Here is a 17,271-nt window from a genome sequence, read left to right on the forward strand (position 1 = left end):
CTAACACAGGGGGATGGCGATCCAACAGAAAAAGAAGTATCTGTTCTGATGTTTCCACCAGCAAACAAAATCAATGATGAAAAACGTACTCCTGACTTCGAGTACATCCGTAAAGAGCTCCATAAAAACGGTGTCAGTAAAAAGCTTTTGTGGACTGAATACATGGAAGAATGCCGCTTAAACGGTGATGAACCTCTCATGTACTCGCAGTTTTGTTATCACATTCAACAAGATGAACAGAAACGTCGTGCTACCATGAACATCAACCGTAAACCTGGTGAGCAGGTCGAGGTTGATTGGGCGGGAGATCCGGCCAAGATCATTGATCCAGATACCGGTGAAGCTATAGATGCCCATATCTTTGTCGGTGTCATGACATACAGCCAATACGCATATGTGGAAGCATTCATCAATGAAAAGCAGCGAGCCTGGATAACAGCTCATGTTCACATGTATGAATATTTCGGTGGTGTTGCCAGAATACTAGTGCCGGATAATTGCAAAATCGCTGTTATCCACAACAAAGGCTGGTACACTCAGCAGTTAAATAAAACGTACCATGAAATGGCTGAACATTATAATACGGCCATTATCCCTGCAAGAGTCCGAAAACCAAAAGACAAGCCCAATGTCGAAGGTACTGTGGGCAACATATCCACTTGGATCAGTGCCAAGTTAAGGAACGAACAATTCTTCTCCCTGGCTGAACTGAATGCAGCAATTCGTGAAGAGCTGGAAGAATTCAATGCCAGAGACTTTCAAAAGAAGGAAGGTAGCAGATCGAGTCTCTTCCACAACGAAGAACTGCCCTACCTTGGCACACTCCCCACTACCTCCTACGAACTGGCAGATTGGAAACAAGCCACCGTTCAGTTTAATTATCACATATCTGTAGAAGGAATGCTATACTCTGTACCCTTTGAATACATCAAACGAAAAGTCGATGTAAGAATAACAGATCGGATTATTGAAATTTTCTACAATCACAACCGCGTAGCATCCCATCAACGTCTGTTTGGGAGAAAGGGACAATACAATACTACAGTTCAGCACATGCCACCCGATCACCAAAAGTACTTGGAATGGAATGGTGATCGTTTCAGAAAATGGGCTGAACAGATCGGCAACAACACTTACTTAGCGGTTGATGCTATACTTACCTCCAATCGTGTGGAACAACAAAACTACAGAAGCTGCATGGGTCTTCTTAAACTGGCTGAAAAACATTCACCGCAACGACTTGAAGCTGCTTGTGAAAAAGCATTAAGCTTTACTGCCAGTCCTAGTTACAAGATTATCAAAAATATTCTTGCGACAGGAATCAAAGAGAAAACCAATCAGACAAAAGAGAAATCCACGCAAAATAAATACGGCGTTACTCGAGGCGCCCGATACTATGGAGGTATGAATAATGATAACGAATAGTACAATCGATAAACTTATTGAAATGCACCTGACAGCTATGTCTGACGCTTTTCGCCAACAAATGTCCGATCCAAAAATGAAGGAGATCGACTTTGAAGATCGTTTCGCCATGATGGTTGACCTTGAATACACAAGACGCAAAAACAATCGTCTAAACCGGTTGATCAAGAATGCACAATTCGAGCAACCGGATGCAAATATTATGGATATCGATTATGTTTCAGGGCGCAAACTGAACAAGAATCTGATTCGAAAGCTTGCTACCTGCGATTATATATCTGAACACCGGAATATTTTCATAACCGGTGCAACAGGCTGCGGAAAAACATACATGGCCAATGCTTTTGGGATGGAAGCATGCAAACAGTATTTCAAGACCCAGTATGTCCGGTTGCCGGATCTCTTGTTTGATCTTGAATATTCCAGAGAAGAAAGCAACTACAAAAAAGTAATGGGTAAGTATGCAAGTCCAGCACTGCTCATTATAGATGAATGGCTCCTCTTAAAACCGACACCAACAGAATCAAAGGATATCTTTGAACTTCTTCATCACAGAAGGAAGAGATCTTCAACCATCTTTTGTTCCCAATACAGACATGAGGGCTGGTATGAGCAACTTGGTGGAGATGATTCACCTCTTGCAGATGCCATTCTTGACCGCATTGTTCATGACGCATATAGAATCAACATCGAAAGCATTGATCCATCCAGGGATTTTTCCATGAGAGAAGTTTATGGTTTGGACAAATATTTAAGTGAATAATATTACTCGGTATCGTTTGTCCGGAACTGCGGTTCCCACCGCGCCGGACTCCCGGTACCATCCAAACGGAATATTCACTCAAGAACTGAAATTATTTTGTAATTGCCTTTTGCTATTATGCTTATATGCATTTTTCTAGCATTACCAGGCCCGATATTTTTTATGAATATGGATGTCGATAAATCTTTTATAGCCCCATTGTCTTCTTTATTAGCATATTTAATAAACTCTTCTACTATAAATGTATAACTTCCAACATAATTTTGTCTCTTAAGATCTTCATTTGTTGAATATTTCAAAGATGGTATAACTCTATGCCGATTATTAATATGTGCAATTTTTTCATTGCTTCTAAGCGTCAAAATTACTCTAAGTAAAGTTACTAACCCTCCTGTGATTCCACCAAAATATCCAATCCAATTATTGCTAATGTCGAAAAAAAAGGTGATCGTTTTGACATTAGCCACCCAAAAATAATGTAACCAAAATCAATACCGTTATTGACAGCACAATCCATACTATCCAATTAAGAATTTTTGCAAATTTCTTATCTACCATACGCATTACTCCCAAGCCGTGAAATATACTGTATATGCAATAATCACGTAAAATTAAAAACCATAGCAGCTTGTTTAGATTGCCAGCATGTTTAGAAAAAGTTCTGCAAATTTCTCCTGCATCTTTTCTTTGTCAATTATTAAAATCTTATTATTAAATTCGTTAGCAGGTGTGGTTTTAACTGCTGGCTTCACAATAAGCATAGCTTTACTTTTCTCTGACCATGCTTTTTCATAATCGCAAACATATGCTAATAATGTTTGTAAACCTGTTCCAATATATGCGACATCATCAGAATACTTAACTTCTATTATTGATACATATGATGAATCCACGCTAATGCATTCAACCACTATATCAGGTATAGCCATTTTCGCATTATAACCATAACTTTTCATGATATCAAAGTATCTACTATGAGAGCTGAGGCTCTTAGGAGTGTGCTGATAAAATATGTTAATAGTAACGCCATTGTCATACTCATATATGATCTTGTTATCATACTTACTTCTAAGTAGAGAAAAGTTTCTTTTGCCTCCAAATGAATTCTTTAACTCATCTGCAGTTTTAACACAGTTAAATAGTGTTAATATTTCAAATACCTTATCAACTGATTTAGGTACCAATATTTGGCTCCTAATAATCTCAAATATAGAATCTGGATCTTTTTTCACATAAACGCTATAATATTTTTGGGCTATTTTCCCAATTAATCTGTAGAGCGGATTTCTATGCTTAAGCCCAGATGCGACAAGATCTGAAGTAATATTCTTTACTAATGTGACTTGCTTTATATACGAGCAATTAAGAATCATTATTAAACTTGATTCCATAGAAGCGATGTTAGTAAACCACTCAGGTTCGATTTCTCCTGGTATTAGCTTCTCAATATCTTGTAGCAACTTATATAAATGATGCAGAATATATTTAAGCATTCTATTTGGTTTTGTATCAAACTCTCTATTTTGATCTCGAACTATAAACAAAGAAGTGTCTGCATTGATTCCGTTTCGTTTAATAAATGTAGATTGCCAATCAATATTACCTCTTACTACTCCTCTTTGTTCATAAGTATTCCTAGTAGCATTAATATCAAACTGCATTCTTAGTTTTTTCAACACTTCAGGCAGGTTTTGCTTGGAGCAATAAACTAAAAAATGAAAATCCCTTAAATCATAATAGTTTACTTTTGAAAAATCATTTTCATTTATGTTTATGCCTGAAATCAACATGTCAAGAATTTCAGAATTTCTATAAAGATTCAAATATAAGAACTCATCCTTTATAGCATTTATCATATCTAATTTATCATCTACAAAAACAGTTTCTTCTGCATTCATATCAACACCTACAATGTCATAGTGTATCCTGATACACTATTGAATTGATTTTTTAGGTCCTCAATTAGATCCGTTCTCGAATTTAATTTCCCCAAATAGATATTTAGCAGTTTTTGAAGCTCTTGTTCATCCGCACCTTGAAATTGTGCTAATATATACAATTCTGTTGCTTCAACCAAATGAGTTAAATCATCTGAATCAATATTCTTTCTATTTCCCATATAAATTGCCATAGATTTGAATACCGCTGGTCCAATTTCTCTGATTTCGCTTTTCATAACACTTTCTGCAATAGCCTTCACAGTTTCTATCACGGTGGTGTTGAAGCCAGTAAACCAATTGTTTATTAGAGTTAAATAATCTTTAGGTACTGGTACATGAATTATTGCAAATCGTCTTAGGAAAGCATAAGACATTTCATATAAAGACATTTTATCAAACTCATTTAAAGTTGTTATCATTCTCCAATAATCAACCTTATATATTGTATTGTCAGAATTATATTCATTTCCTGAAACAATCCTCAGCCTTTCACCTTTTGTATTTTTGTAGGCTAGACTAACATCATTGTCTGAAAGAACTGAAAATAATGGTCCGATAGCTTTATCTATAGGTGCTCGGTTAATTTCATCAACTACAATCCATCTTCTATCTGAAATGCTCTGATAAATAATACCGGGTTCAAAAGTCAACTTGCCAGGTTCATTTATATCAGGAAGATACCCGCCTATTGTATCAAATGTTGTCCAATCTGATGTTGCAGTGGTAAAAATAGCTTCTCTGTTTGTAGCAGCCTTTGCTATCGCCATTGCTAAAGTTGTTTTTCCAGTTCCTGGTGATCCACTTAACATGATATGGCTACCCGAATTTATGGAAGAACAAATCTTGTTTAAAATTGCATTGTCAATAGAAAAATCTGCAGGCAAATGTTTTGTGATATCTGTTGGAATTACATTGATTACTGTTTTTTGATTAAGCAAATCATTCAATATTTCAATGTCGCTTTTCTTTAGCTCAATCATTCGTTTCACCCCCAAGGCTTTCAACAATTTGTCTTTTTAACTCAGATGATACTTCTTCATTAGACAGTACTTCTTTGATATTCAGCGTTGGAGTAAACCTTATAGCTTTCTTCAAGTCTACTAAAAAACTCTCATTTTCTTCCCTGAAAGCAACAACGTTAAATAGACCTAAACATGAACCTGTTACATTATCAAATAGAAAAATATCATCATCCTTGTTCAAGTTTGGTAATCTATCGATTTTTATTTGCAGATCCTCCTTTAAATCGGTTACTTTTTCAAATTCCACTAATTCCATCCATGTTCTTTTGAAATGATCAGTATGAATGTTTCGTTGTTCCATGATTCTTTTCAGTTTTTCGTTGATTTGTGTATCAATAATTACTTTTGCATCACTATCCCCCATTACATGCTACCTCCCATATTATTGTTTTAATATATTGTTTACAATTTCATCAGCATTTGGGTCAATAAATATTTTTATGCTCTCCTTGCGGCCTTCTAATCTCAAAAAACCAGCATGTACAAAATTCCCCAGTACATATGAATGTGATAGAGAGTGTTCTTTAATATCTGATTCGCTAAAATCTATTTTGCCATTCCTGTACTTCATAATTGTTTTTTCTAGCTCTTCCTCTTCATCTTTATTGTCATCTTGCGTGATTAATGTATTAAGAATGTACCACTCCCAATAATCTAGGTAATCAAATTTTCTAACTGCTTTTAAAGTGGCTTTTAAAGGGTGTAGTCTTTTACCTTCGCTATTTATAAAATTATATTCAATCAAGACACCTTGATAATAAAGTTTATAAATACTGTTGATTTCTTTAATTTGCTCAAGATGTGGCAAGGATCTCTTTTCTTTCATTAGTTTCTCAGACGCGAATAATTCTAAAAGCATTTCACCATTCTTTGTGTAGATTGATTCCCTAGAAGGAACACTTCTTTGATTCAATGCCCCCTTTTTCAATAAATTAAACTCTTCCATCATCCTTTTAATGGTCCTCACTTGACCTGATGAAATTCCTAATTCATCTCCAATATAAGTTTGAAGAGATCCACCCCAAGTTCTACCCTGAACTTGAGCGGGATCATTCAATATCTCCATCATAGAAAGCATTTGGACATGAAGACTGTCTGATATCTTTCTACCCTCATATTTCCAACCTCTTAAATCCATTAATTTTCCACCTTCTTTATTTACTTTTTCTAAGTACTAAAACGTGATCAAAGTTAATTTTTCCCCCTCTATTTTTTCTAGGTATTCGAATATATGGGTTTTGAATAATATAATCAAAATGAAGTTCAGAATCAAAACCTAAATTTTTTGCAATATCTTCGATAACTCTCCAGCTTTCAATTTCTACTTTTCTTATAGTACTATTTCCGATTACAATTACGTAATGACCGCCAACTTCAAGTATTCGTCTTACTTCTTCAAGATTCTGCTTCATGTCAGCAAAAAATCGTTTAACTACAAGCGCTCTCTTCTTGTCAACAGGATAGATTTTTGAGTAATATTCTTTTAGAAGCTTACTTTCCGTTAATATTTCTAAATCTTTTTCTTCATCTGCCGAGCTCAAACTTTCGGTCCCTACATAGTCTTTTTTCTTTTCGCGTATATCTTTTTCAGATAAATCTCCCATCCATAAATTTTCTAATCTAAGAGTTCTGGCATAATCGAAAGCATTAATATAAGGTGGTGACGTAATTGCTAAATCCACTTTGAAATCAAGCTTAATATTTAATGCGTCTTCTTCTACCAATTTAGCCTGGTTATCAATTTCTAATTTTGAAAAATCTTTTATTGCATTAGAATACCTTTTAAACACTTGAATATACTCTCCCAAAGCATGTGGCGGTGTCTTGATTACTTTTGTTGAAACATATGGTTTTGGTGAAATGTCATCAGCATTTGAAACTTTTTTTATTATAGAAACAAAACATAAGTTTAGAAAATCTTTGACATCATTATCGTCAACTTTTTCTATTAAATACTTTATTTTCCCTAAATAGGTTTTATTTTCTTCATTAAACCAATGATCTAGATTATTTATTTCCGGCAGAATAACAGGTACATCATCATTTTTTACTTTATAAATAATTTCCTCAAAAATAGCACTCATATAAGCAATCTGATCTTTTGTTAAAGCTGTCGTTTTTACCTTTATTATTAATTTCGCTATCGAATCAATTTCTGTACCGTACGAATCATGCTTATTAATAACTCCTTCAAGAAGGGTTGTCCCGCTCCCTGCAAAAGGATCGAAAACTACACCCTTTTTACTACCCAAATACTTTTTAATCGCCCATCTTGGTATTTCTGGAATAAATCGACAAGGGTATTTGAAATAAATGTGAGTAAAAGTATTTGGATTTGACTGTGCTATTGAATAAGTCCCTCCATCTTGAATATCAATTGGTAGACTTTCAACTATTATTGGGGCTATTTCTTTATTAGACATACTACACTCTCCCTTAAGAATTTCTTGTTGTTTTTTGTCATTTCATACTGTTGAGAGCTAGTTATAATGTATCTATCAACTTCTACCTTATCTACAGTGAACCCTATACTTTCTGCATACTCAGCAAGGATTAAATCAGTTGGAAACACAATTCCACCATAAGCTGAATTTCCAACAACGATGCTACAAAATCCTTCATTTTCTAAGACTTTATATGCGTTATCAATTATTCTAAACATGTCGTTAAAGTAAAGTTTAAGCATCTTAGGTATTCGTTTATCCCACAATTCTTTTGTTTCTAACTCCTTTAACAGTAATTCTAAAGTATCTGTAACGACAGCATCCTCTGGAATAACTAGATTACCATTTAGATGCGAGCGTAATGAAACTTCTCTCAAGTTTTTTAAATCAGAGTACTCATTGACAAATTCTCCAAACCAGAGTTCTAACTTGTAAATTTCTGTATAATCGAAACAATTAGCATATGGTGGCGAAAAAATTATTCCACTTATTGAACCTTCAGAAATATAAGATTCCATGTTCAAACTACTATCATTATAAATTTCGATATTAAAATCGAAGTGATTGTTTGTAATATCTTCATAGATGTTTTGGTAGTTATTGCCAATTACAGAAAACCCATCTTCTTTACTAAGTATCCTTGGTTTTACATATTTTCTCTTTTTTAAGCCATTACCAGCCTTTCTATAATTTGATAATTCTTCGATGCTTGAAAGCCACCCTAATAACATAAGTTCTTGTGTCTCAACAAACTTGTATTCAGCTTTTTCAATAAATTGTTTAACGGTCATAAAAAAATCTTCAACTTCATCATCGAAGACTTTTTCGGAAATTGAAAGTTTTGGAAGAGGATATTTGTCCACTCTCTCCATTGCTTTTTTTGTTATTTCATTAAACGATTTATGAAATTCTTTAATACAATCTTCTTCATAGTTTCGCAATTTGCATTTCGACAAAAAATATGAGAATGGATTAACTTCAAATCCAATTCCCTTAAAGCCTAGTTTATTAGCGGTAATAACAGTTGTCCCACTTCCTAAAAAAGGATCTAAGATAACCCCGTTTGGATTTTTATTATAATCTTCAATTAACTGTTTAACTAGTTCTATAGAAAATCCTTCTTTATATCTATACCATCTTTGAAGTGGCTTCTTTAAGTCATCAGAGTAGTTCATAATGCTGGAATAAGTAGCATTTTTATTTGTTGGGTGTATTACATTAAACTTATCTTCTAATTTCTGGTGCATTTTAAGTCCCCTTATTCTCTTTTTTTGTCCTTCTGTCTTCCGGTTTATTTGCATCCTTAGGAATTATCCACATATTGCCCATTTTTTCTGCACCTTCAATTCTGTTTTCTGAACAGAGTACCTGAACACGTCTTTTTGTGATCCCCCATTTATCAGCAGCTTCTTGAGCTGACATGTAATTCATGCTATACACCTCCATGGTCTATTACAATATTGTATTCCTTTCCGCGAACATTATCAAGGATAGTTTCTTGAACTTAACACCAAAATATCCACTCAACAATACCACGAATATTTGTAATTTATCGGAATATAAGTCAGAACATATCTTACATTTCTTTTGCTAAACCGTTGAACCCTTAAAGCAAAACTACATTTTTAGTGGTGACTTCAATACGTCAAATCTCTTTCTTCTTCTTAAAACACACCAATGGATTTTTTCACCGAATCTACGTTTCGCCAAAAGGTTCCAACCTTTACGCAAAACTCATTTAGGGGGGTAAAACATTTTCCCCATAGCATGTATAAACACCAAAATCGACCTAAAATCCTCTCACTCACACCAACCTCAAAAAATAGAAGAATCCACGGAAACACTGATGGCACAACGTTTCCAAGGATTCTGTACACCTATTTTCTCGCCAGCAGAGCAACAGTCTCTACGTGCATGCTTTGTGGGAAATTGTCCACTGGTTGCACTTCCATCACGTCATACTCCGCCGAAAGCATTTGCAAATCCCTTGCCAATGTCGCCGGATTGCAGGAAACATAGACTATTTTCTTTGGTTTTGCATCCATGACCGCCTGGATCAATACCTCGTCGCAGCCTTTTCGTGGAGGATCCAGCACCACATGGTCCGGCTCGATTTTTCGCTCTTTCAACAGGAATATGGCATCTTCCGCCTTCCCATGAAAGAACTCTGCATTTTCAATGCCATTGAATGCAGCATTCTCCTTGGCATCACGGACGGCATCTTCGATGGATTCGATCCCATACACGAATTTGGCTTTATGAGCCAGGTACAGGCCGATGGTGCCCATGCCGCAGTACAAGTCAAAGACCGTTTCCTTTCCGCTCAGATCCAGCATCCGATCCACTGTTTGGTAAATGACTTCCGTCATGGCATTGTTCACTTGAAAAAAGGACAAGGGAGAGATCTGGAATCTTACGGATCCGATCTCATCCACCAACTTTTTCTCCCCATAAAGCAAATGGTTTTCATAGCCCATGGTCCGGTTGTTTCTGCCCTTGTTGATGCTGCAATAGATGCTTGCGACGGACCCGTTCTCCTTCGCCAAGCGCTTGGCAAAAGCTTGGATCTGATCGTTGACATCCCCGTTCCAGACCAAAATCAACATCATTTTGCCCGTTGCCTTGGAGAGCCGCTGGACCACCCCTCGTAATGATCCCTTTCCATTGGTCTCATCGTATATGGTGATCTTTAGATCCTGAATGGCAGCCTCCAGGCTTTTGATCAGATCCTCTCCGGGATCCTGCTGGATGATGCATTTGTCCAAAGGCACTACATGGTGGGACTTCTTTTGGTAGAATCCGACTTTCCCATTTTTGGATATTTTATATTGGGCCTTGTTTCGATAAAAATATGGATCCTCCATACCGATCACATCTTTAGTGATCTCCTGGGCATCGGACCGATCCCCCAATCGCTGCAGCACATCCACCACATGATCCCGCTTCCACTTTAGTTGGGCATCATATTGCAGGTTTTGGATCTGACAGCCGCCGCACTCACCAAAGTAGGGGCAGGGCGGATCCTGCCGCAGTGGGCTGACTTTATGATACTGTATGGGAACCCCCATGGCGTACTGCTTTTTAATAGTAGTCAGGCGCACCCTTACTTCGTCTCCCGGGACGCAATCCTCGACAAACACCGTAAACCCATCCACTTTTCCGATGCCTTCCCCCGTGTGGGTCAGATCCATGATGGCAACATTATATTCTTCATTCTTTTTGTATTTTATCGTATTCATCACTACACCGCTTTCCCTTCTTGGTCCTTTCATTATATCCCATCCGGCCGGCCATTCCAACCGGCAAACAATGTCTGTATAAGATGCGGATATACTGGTTCGTTCACTTTTGAAACATTTGTTTGTCTTTGCATTTGGTTTCCTGTATAATAAATTTAATGACACTTAAATTAGGATAAGGTGATCGAATGGCTGTATACAAAACCGGAGAAAAATCAAAAAACAGCATCCTGGAAGCGTGCAAGGAGTTGTTTTACACCCAGGGTTACAAGGGAACCACATACAAAGACATCTGCGAAAAGGCAAACAGCAACCCGGGGCTCATCAACTACTATTTCAAAACAAAAAAGAAGATCAGTGAAATCATATATGGCGATTTCTACATGGACATCAAAACCAAAGTAGAAGAGTACATCACCCGTCACCATGGGGACTACGACCTGCAAGTGGGTACCTGCGTGGAGATCCTCGTGGTCAACAAATTGATGGAAAAGGACAGCAACCTGCAGCGCTTTTACTACGACCTGAGTCTGGAAGGCGTAGAGTACGACATGAAGGTATTTTACTATTTCTACAAGCTCCACGTGGATCGCTACAACCTGCCCTTGAGCGATGAACAGATCCGCCTGATCTGGGTGGCCAATACCTCCATCGGCATCGGGATCTCCAAGAAGTATATGGAAGGGTTTTTCGATATCCCACCACTGGAACTCTACGAATTCCGTATCAAAACCATGTACAATTCCATGGGCATCGACAACAAGCGGATCGAGGAAGTGATCGCAAAAGCCTATGAGATCAGCGATGATATGGAAGTAACCTTGCATGATTTCTTCGAGATCGAGCTCCATCGAAACAATTTAAAATGAGCATGAAAAAGGGGGATGCATAGGCATCCCCTTATTTGTTTTCAGAAAAGAAAAAAACTCACCCTACGGCTTACTGGCTGCCACCCGTTCTGATTCGGAAGGCCCTTTAGTTTTGCGTCCTTGCCTTTCGGCAAGTTTGCCCTTTCGTGATAAGATTCTATCTGAATTATATTTCAAAATCTCATTCTTTGCAACCATTTTACGAAAATATTTCTCTATCCGACATTTTATGTCAACCTATCACGTTTTTTGGTTGACACTTTTGTTTGGTCCACGTATAATGGGATTCATCTGAACTGGAAAGGAACTTTTTTCATGAAAAAAAACATCTTACCATCAAAAGTCATCGTTTATTGCGGTTTGTTCACCGCCCTGATCGTGGTCGGAGCATTGACAAGAATACCCGTTCCCATAGTACCTTTTACGCTGCAACTTTTGTTCACCACCCTGGCCGGCATGGTATTGGGCCCGGTCTACGGCAGTCTCTCCGTGGTCTTGTACGTCCTTTTGGGGCTGATGGGCCTTCCCGTATTCGCCAACGGCGGCGGCCTCGGATATATTTTCCAACCCACTTTCGGGTACCTGCTGGCTTTTATTGCCGGAACGGCACTGGTGGGTCATCTGACAAAAGACCCAAAAAAACGCTCCTTTCCCCGTCTTTTTCTGGCCGGCGTGGCCGGGTTGCTATTGGTTTATGTTGGGGGTTATGTCTACTATTATCTTCTAGCCACCCATGTGCTAGGTTTAACCATCGTGCCGAAAATATTGTTTTTTCACGCTTTTCTGCTGCCTCTACCCGGCGATCTGGTTTCCTGCGTCATTGCTTCCATGATCGCACTGCGACTCCCTAAGTTTTCTCCAACCGGCTGAGCCGGTCTTTTTTTTAACAAAATTTTAACATCCATCGCAAAATCTAAACACCATCTTTATACCGGTTCATTTATCATATATGTGAAAGGTGGTGAGCGCCATGGATGTGGCCTTGACATTGTTGTTGACTGGTTTGTTTCTATACATCGGATATGTGGTCATGGGACGCATCGATGCAAGTCTTCAGGGTGATTCCTTCCAGGATCAAACCCAGAAAGGCGCAGAACATGTGATGCTCTTGTACTTGGATGAGCAGACGCCAGTTTCTCCTTCTATAATGCAACGAACGGAAAACTGGACCGTAGTACCCATGTTTGGCTCCTTAACGGAAATATTCACTCCTTTTGAAAGCATGATCACTTATTCAACCAGCGACCTGGACAACCTTCTGTGCATCAATCATGCAATACACCGACAACCGGATTGTTTCATCGCCGCCAGGTGCAATGACCTTCTTTATGAAAATCTGTACAAAAGCGTTGGCGCCCAGCTGATCCTGACCGGAGACACATCCTTGGAACAAGCACTGGACCACATGAAAGGACGTAACTGACCATGCAGAAACGATTTGCACTGGGTGCAAAACAAACCATTGCCGTTGGATTCGCCATCATCATTTTGGTGGGTGGGATCCTCCTCATGCTTCCCATCTCCAATCGAAGTGGGGAGAGCATCCCGTTTTTAAATGCCTTGTTTACCGCTGCCAGCGCCACCTGCGTCACCGGGCTGGTTGTCTATGATACCTGGAGTCAGTTCAGCTTTTTCGGACAGTTTGTCATTCTCATTCTGATCCAGATCGGAGCTTTGGGGTTTATGACCATCGCCATCCTTTTCAGCATGGTGCTGCGACGCCGGATCGGCCTGAAAGAAAGGACCTATCTGATGGAAGCCGTCAACTCCATGCAGATCAGCGGTGTTGTCCGTCTGGTCCAACATATTCTCATCGGCACATTTATTTTTGAAGGAATCGGCGCCGCCATTCTTGCTTACAGCTTTTATCCGGTCTTCGGATTAAAAAAAGGGATCTGGTACGGGATCTTCCATTCCGTTTCCGCCTTCTGCAACGCAGGTTTTGATCTGATGGGGACTTTGGAGCCCTATACCTCCCTGGTACCATTTGTGTCAGACCCTGTAGTGAATATTACCATCATGGCCCTCATCGTCATCGGGGGGATCGGCTTCATCGTCTGGAAGGATATTATGGCCCACAAAGGTCATTTCAAACAGTACAACCTTCATACAAAAGTGGTCCTGGCCTCTACCGCAGGGTTGATCCTTGTATCTGCCGTCGTCCTATTTTTTCTGGAAAGAAATCATGCTTTTTCCCATCTGAATTTTGGCGATCAGATCCTTGCCTCCTTTTTTCAAGCCGTTACGCCCAGAACCGCCGGATTCAATACAGTAGACAACGGAGCCCTCAGCGAAGGAGGTTCCCTGATCACCATGCTGCTCATGTTCATCGGTGGCGGCCCCGGTTCCACGGCGGGAGGCATCAAGGTCACCACCTTCGTCTTGCTGATCACCTCCATTATTGCATCCTCTCGGCGACAGGAAGACATCACCTTGTTCAATCGCCGGATCCACGAGGGACAGGTCCGCCGAGCCTATTCCAATACGGCTTTGTATGCCCTCCTGGCTTTTTCCGGCTGTATGGTGTTGTTGGCCATGCAAAGCTTCTCTCTGAAAGAAGCCCTCTTTGAAACCTTATCCGCTTTGGGGACCGTAGGACTTTCCACCGGCATCACCCGGGATTTGAATTCTATCTCCAGGTTGGCCATCATTTTGTTGATGTACAGCGGCCGATTGGGAAGCTTGACCCTGTTTATGGCAGTAGCAGAGAAAAGACAACGGAAACCCTTACGGGATCCGGAAGAAAAAATTATAATAGGATAGGAGTGGTAGCATGCGTTCCATGTTGGTGATCGGCCTGGGTCGTTTCGGACGACATCTGGCCATCAAATTGGTAGAATTGGGAAATGAAGTCATGGTGGTGGACACCGATGAGGATGCCATCAATAAAATGGCCCCTTTTGTCACCAGGGCACAAATAGGAGATTGTATGGATGAAGATGTGCTCAAGTCCCTGGGTGTCAGCAATTTTGACGTCTGCTTCGTCTGCATCAGCGACAATTTTCAGTCTTCCTTGGAGATCACTTCCTTGTTGAAAGAATTGCACGCTCCTTGCGTCATCTCCAAAACGGACCGGGATATCCACGCCAAATTTTTGCTGAAGATCGGCGCTGATGATGTCATCTATCCGGAACGGGACATGGCCCAGCGGGCCGCTGTCAAATATAGTGCCAAAAACACTTTCGATTATGTTGAACTGACCAAGGACTACGCCATCACCGAGATGTCTGTGCCAAATCAGTGGGCCGGCAAAACCGTCTTGGATTTAAACATCCGCTCCAAGTACAACATCAATATTCTGGGATTCAAAAATAATGGAGACGTAACTCCCCTCACTGATCCCCATTATGTGCTGCAGGCCAACGACCATCTGGTGGTGGCCGGCAATAAACAGGACGTATTCCGACTCATGGACAAAAAGTGATTTCCACCGTATACTACAACCATGGGGGTGACGTTTTGTCCTACGAATTTTTGAAAAAAACAGGCAGCAGTGCCGTTAAAACCCTGGTGGTTTTTCTTCTGGCCGTCAGTTGCTCCCTGGGCATGCACCTGCTGGGTGTCGGCAAGGAGAGCATCATCATGGTCTATTTGCTGGGCGTTCTTTTTACTTCCGTCTTGACGGGAAGCTACAAGTGGGGGATCCTTCATTCATTTACCAGCCTCATGATCCTGAACTTTCTCTTTACAGAACCCCGGTTCACCTTCATCATCTACAGCAGCAACGACATTATTTTGCTGGTGTTCTTCCTGATCACTGCTGTGGTTTCCGGTACGGTCACCTCCAAATTGCAGAAGCAAATCGAGATCAGCGAGCGAAACGAAGCAACCACGAAGATCCTGTACCAGACGGCATCCGGGTTTTTGCCGGTGAGTGGTAAAAAGAGCATTATCCACCAGGGCATGATTTTTATCAAGGAATTCGCCGGCTTCGACAGTGCTGTATGCTTGGAAGAAGATGCCACTTATTGCTTCGAAGCGCCGAAGAATGAACATTCATACTTGTCCTACCCCATTGAAAGCAATCAGTTGAGGCTTGGAGAACTCCGCATCTTCAATGAGAACCGCCAACCGGATCCTCAAAGTGAGCTGATCGTTCAAGCTGTTGCCACCCAGTTGGCCATTGCTCTGGACCGGGAACACCTTTATATGGAACGGGAGGAGATCCGCATTGCCATGGAGCGGGAACACCTGCGAAGCACCTTGCTGCGTTCTGTGGCCCATGACCTTCGGACCCCTTTGACCGGATTGAGCGGAGCCGCAAATCTTTTGGCGGACAATTACGAGACCCTTTCCTACGAAGAACGGCAAAAACTGGCCATGGACATGAGTGAAGAGATCATCTGGCTTACCAATCTGGTGGAAAACATTTTGAACATGACCCGGATCAGCGATGCCCAGCTGCTCCTCCACAAGGAAGAGGAAGTCATCGACGACATCGTCAGTCAGGCCTTGTCCCACATATCAAGGCTGTTGAAAGACCGGCCCTTCACGGTACATCTTCCGGACGAGGTGGTCATGGTCCAAGCCGACGGAAAACTCCTGGTTCAGGTGCTCATCAACCTTCTGGAAAACGCCATCCGGCATACGGATCCCAATAGCAGCATTTCCCTGGAAGTGGTCAAGATGGACCATACCCTGAAGATCTCCGTTTGCGACACAGGATCGGGAATCGATCCCAACATCAAGACCAAAATCTTTGAAAAATTTGTCACTTTGGATCGGAGCATTTCCGACGGAAAGCGAGGCATCGGTCTGGGACTGGCCATCTGCAAAGCCATTGTGGACGCCCATGGCGGAACCATCGTTGCCAGAGACAACGAACCTGCCGGCACCTGCATGATTCTTACTTTACCCTTGGAGGATCAAATATGGAACGAAAAATAAAAATATTGATCGTAGAAGACGACAAATACATCTCCAACTTCATCGCCGTATCTCTGAAAAAACAAGACTATGAGGTCCTGGTTGCAGACAGCGGTGCCAGTGGTCTTTTTTACTTTCAGTCCCATCATCCGGATCTGATGCTCTTGGATCTGGGACTGGGTGACCGGGACGGACTGGAGATCATCGAAGAACTTCGGGCTTTTTCCGATATCCCCATTCTGGTGGTTTCCGCCAGAGGCCAGGAAAAGGAAAAGATCCAAGCACTGGATCTGGGTGCCAACGACTATATCACCAAACCTTTTCATATGGGGGAACTCATGGCTCGGATCCGAGTGGCTGTCCGGGAGTTGGAACGGCACCCCAATACGGAGACAGACAACGTATTTTCACGGGATTACCTGAGTGTAGACTACGTGAAGCGAAAGGTCCTGCTGGATGAAGAAGAGATCCATCTGACCCCCATCGAATACCGTTTGTTGCTATTATTGATCGAAAACCAAGGAAAAGTATTGACCCACCGATACATAGTCAAAAAGATCTGGGGGTATGAAAACAGCGACGACACGAAGAGCCTACGGGTATACATGGCCAATCTACGAAGAAAAATAGAAAAAGATACCGCCAGACCCCGCTTCATTTTGACCGAAGTGGGCGTGGGGTATCGATTTGCTGATGAATGATC

Annotated in this window: 17 protein-coding genes, 1 pseudogene and 1 riboswitch; of the genes and pseudogenes, 9 read left to right on the top strand and 9 right to left on the bottom strand. The window is 40.7% G+C overall.

Annotated features, from left to right (window positions below):
• Nucleotides 1–81: 81 nt before the first annotated feature.
• Both istA and istB read left to right on the top strand, forming a co-directional pair.
• A pseudogene (gene istA / locus J0B03_RS05795) lies at nucleotides 82–1,425 on the top strand (IS21 family transposase); the annotation flags it as partial.
• Complete coding sequence (istB, locus tag J0B03_RS05800) at nucleotides 1,412–2,188, top strand: IS21-like element helper ATPase IstB (RefSeq protein ID WP_207300902.1); 777 nt, start codon at nucleotides 1,412–1,414, stop codon at nucleotides 2,186–2,188. The pseudogene istA and the gene istB, both read left to right, overlap by 14 nt.
• Before the next feature lie 74 nt (nucleotides 2,189–2,262).
• On the opposite strand, the gene J0B03_RS05805 is transcribed toward istB, so the two are convergent.
• The 9 genes from J0B03_RS05805 to rlmD all read right to left on the bottom strand — a co-directional run bounded on the left by J0B03_RS05805 (nucleotide 2,263) and on the right by rlmD (nucleotide 10,866).
• Nucleotides 2,263–2,655: a hypothetical protein gene (locus tag J0B03_RS05805; protein WP_207300903.1), complete on the bottom strand. Its 393-nt coding sequence runs from the start codon at nucleotides 2,653–2,655 to the stop codon at nucleotides 2,263–2,265.
• Between the two features lie 165 nt (nucleotides 2,656–2,820).
• Nucleotides 2,821–4,086 carry a hypothetical protein gene (locus tag J0B03_RS05810; protein WP_207300904.1) on the bottom strand — a complete coding sequence of 422 codons (1,266 nt, stop codon included), beginning with the start codon at nucleotides 4,084–4,086 and terminating at the stop codon, nucleotides 2,821–2,823.
• Between the two features lie 8 nt (nucleotides 4,087–4,094).
• Complete coding sequence (locus J0B03_RS05815) at nucleotides 4,095–5,108, bottom strand: AAA family ATPase (RefSeq protein WP_207300905.1); 1,014 nt, start codon at nucleotides 5,106–5,108, stop codon at nucleotides 4,095–4,097.
• On the bottom strand, nucleotides 5,101–5,514 hold the full coding sequence (locus tag J0B03_RS05820; protein WP_207300906.1) for a hypothetical protein: 414 nt from the start codon (nucleotides 5,512–5,514) through the stop codon (nucleotides 5,101–5,103). Before J0B03_RS05820 ends, J0B03_RS05815 begins: the two co-directional genes overlap by 8 nt.
• Before the next feature lie 18 nt (nucleotides 5,515–5,532).
• Nucleotides 5,533–6,288 (bottom strand): hypothetical protein, encoded by a 756-nt coding sequence (locus tag J0B03_RS05825; RefSeq protein WP_207300907.1) that lies wholly within the window; start codon nucleotides 6,286–6,288, stop codon nucleotides 5,533–5,535.
• A 16-nt stretch (nucleotides 6,289–6,304) separates the two neighbouring features.
• On the bottom strand, nucleotides 6,305–7,573 hold the full coding sequence (locus J0B03_RS05830) for a TRM11 family methyltransferase (RefSeq protein WP_207300908.1): 1,269 nt from the start codon (nucleotides 7,571–7,573) through the stop codon (nucleotides 6,305–6,307).
• Nucleotides 7,555–8,841, bottom strand: coding sequence for a DNA methyltransferase (locus J0B03_RS05835; protein ID WP_207300909.1), 1,287 nt, complete (start codon nucleotides 8,839–8,841; stop codon nucleotides 7,555–7,557). The genes J0B03_RS05830 and J0B03_RS05835 overlap by 19 nt, the downstream gene beginning before the upstream one ends.
• 1 nt (nucleotide 8,842) lies before the next feature.
• Nucleotides 8,843–9,025 (bottom strand): MerR family transcriptional regulator, encoded by a 183-nt coding sequence (locus tag J0B03_RS05840; protein ID WP_207300910.1) that lies wholly within the window; start codon nucleotides 9,023–9,025, stop codon nucleotides 8,843–8,845.
• A 446-nt stretch (nucleotides 9,026–9,471) separates the two neighbouring features.
• Nucleotides 9,472–10,866 (bottom strand): 23S rRNA (uracil(1939)-C(5))-methyltransferase RlmD, encoded by a 1,395-nt coding sequence (gene rlmD, locus J0B03_RS05845; protein WP_246798204.1) that lies wholly within the window; start codon nucleotides 10,864–10,866, stop codon nucleotides 9,472–9,474.
• A gap of 155 nt (nucleotides 10,867–11,021) precedes the next feature.
• Here rlmD and J0B03_RS05850 point away from each other — a divergent pair, with 155 nt between their 5' ends.
• The 7 genes from J0B03_RS05850 (at nucleotide 11,022) to J0B03_RS05880 (ending at nucleotide 17,269) form a co-directional block, all read left to right on the top strand.
• On the top strand, nucleotides 11,022–11,702 hold the full coding sequence (locus J0B03_RS05850) for a TetR family transcriptional regulator (RefSeq protein WP_207300911.1): 681 nt from the start codon (nucleotides 11,022–11,024) through the stop codon (nucleotides 11,700–11,702).
• Nucleotides 11,703–11,766: 64 nt separating this feature from the next.
• Nucleotides 11,767–11,853: riboswitch (cyclic di-GMP riboswitch) on the bottom strand.
• 164 nt (nucleotides 11,854–12,017) lie between these two features.
• Nucleotides 12,018–12,572 carry a biotin transporter BioY gene (locus J0B03_RS05855; protein ID WP_207300912.1) on the top strand — a complete coding sequence of 185 codons (555 nt, stop codon included), beginning with the start codon at nucleotides 12,018–12,020 and terminating at the stop codon, nucleotides 12,570–12,572.
• A 100-nt stretch (nucleotides 12,573–12,672) separates the two neighbouring features.
• Entirely contained in the window at nucleotides 12,673–13,125 is a 453-nt protein-coding gene (locus tag J0B03_RS05860; RefSeq protein ID WP_207300913.1) for a hypothetical protein, read from the top strand.
• A 2-nt stretch (nucleotides 13,126–13,127) separates the two neighbouring features.
• Nucleotides 13,128–14,465 (top strand): TrkH family potassium uptake protein, encoded by a 1,338-nt coding sequence (locus J0B03_RS05865; RefSeq protein ID WP_207300914.1) that lies wholly within the window; start codon nucleotides 13,128–13,130, stop codon nucleotides 14,463–14,465.
• Between the two features lie 10 nt (nucleotides 14,466–14,475).
• On the top strand, nucleotides 14,476–15,126 hold the full coding sequence (locus J0B03_RS05870) for a potassium channel family protein (protein WP_207300915.1): 651 nt from the start codon (nucleotides 14,476–14,478) through the stop codon (nucleotides 15,124–15,126).
• A 35-nt stretch (nucleotides 15,127–15,161) separates the two neighbouring features.
• Nucleotides 15,162–16,589: a sensor histidine kinase gene (locus tag J0B03_RS05875; RefSeq protein ID WP_246798205.1), complete on the top strand. Its 1,428-nt coding sequence runs from the start codon at nucleotides 15,162–15,164 to the stop codon at nucleotides 16,587–16,589.
• Nucleotides 16,574–17,269, top strand: coding sequence for a response regulator (locus tag J0B03_RS05880; RefSeq protein ID WP_207300916.1), 696 nt, complete (start codon nucleotides 16,574–16,576; stop codon nucleotides 17,267–17,269). Before J0B03_RS05875 ends, J0B03_RS05880 begins: the two co-directional genes overlap by 16 nt.
• The last annotated feature ends 2 nt before the right edge of the window (nucleotides 17,270–17,271 follow it).

It is taken from the genome of Alkalibacter rhizosphaerae (assembly GCF_017352215.1).
Classification (GTDB): Bacteria; Bacillota; Clostridia; order Eubacteriales; family Alkalibacteraceae; genus Alkalibacter; species Alkalibacter rhizosphaerae.

Excerpts from the sequence above, each read along its gene's own strand:
- J0B03_RS05865 (WP_207300914.1), top strand. The coding sequence starts at position 13,128 with ATGCAGAAACGATTTGCACTGGGTGCAAAACAAACCATTGCCGTTGGA.
- J0B03_RS05815 (WP_207300905.1), bottom strand. The coding sequence starts at position 5,108 with ATGATTGAGCTAAAGAAAAGCGACATTGAAATATTGAATGATTTGCTT.
- J0B03_RS05830 (WP_207300908.1), bottom strand. The coding sequence starts at position 7,573 with ATGTCTAATAAAGAAATAGCCCCAATAATAGTTGAAAGTCTACCAATT.
- J0B03_RS05850 (WP_207300911.1), top strand. The coding sequence starts at position 11,022 with ATGGCTGTATACAAAACCGGAGAAAAATCAAAAAACAGCATCCTGGAA.
- J0B03_RS05840 (WP_207300910.1), bottom strand. The coding sequence starts at position 9,025 with ATGAATTACATGTCAGCTCAAGAAGCTGCTGATAAATGGGGGATCACA.
- J0B03_RS05860 (WP_207300913.1), top strand. The coding sequence starts at position 12,673 with ATGGATGTGGCCTTGACATTGTTGTTGACTGGTTTGTTTCTATACATC.
- J0B03_RS05855 (WP_207300912.1), top strand. The coding sequence starts at position 12,018 with ATGAAAAAAAACATCTTACCATCAAAAGTCATCGTTTATTGCGGTTTG.
- J0B03_RS05835 (WP_207300909.1), bottom strand. The coding sequence starts at position 8,841 with ATGCACCAGAAATTAGAAGATAAGTTTAATGTAATACACCCAACAAAT.
- rlmD (WP_246798204.1), bottom strand. The coding sequence starts at position 10,866 with ATGAAAGGACCAAGAAGGGAAAGCGGTGTAGTGATGAATACGATAAAA.
- J0B03_RS05870 (WP_207300915.1), top strand. The coding sequence starts at position 14,476 with ATGCGTTCCATGTTGGTGATCGGCCTGGGTCGTTTCGGACGACATCTG.
- J0B03_RS05825 (WP_207300907.1), bottom strand. The coding sequence starts at position 6,288 with ATGGATTTAAGAGGTTGGAAATATGAGGGTAGAAAGATATCAGACAGT.
- J0B03_RS05880 (WP_207300916.1), top strand. The coding sequence starts at position 16,574 with ATGGAACGAAAAATAAAAATATTGATCGTAGAAGACGACAAATACATC.
- J0B03_RS05820 (WP_207300906.1), bottom strand. The coding sequence starts at position 5,514 with ATGGGGGATAGTGATGCAAAAGTAATTATTGATACACAAATCAACGAA.
- J0B03_RS05810 (WP_207300904.1), bottom strand. The coding sequence starts at position 4,086 with ATGAATGCAGAAGAAACTGTTTTTGTAGATGATAAATTAGATATGATA.
- istB (WP_207300902.1), top strand. The coding sequence starts at position 1,412 with ATGATAACGAATAGTACAATCGATAAACTTATTGAAATGCACCTGACA.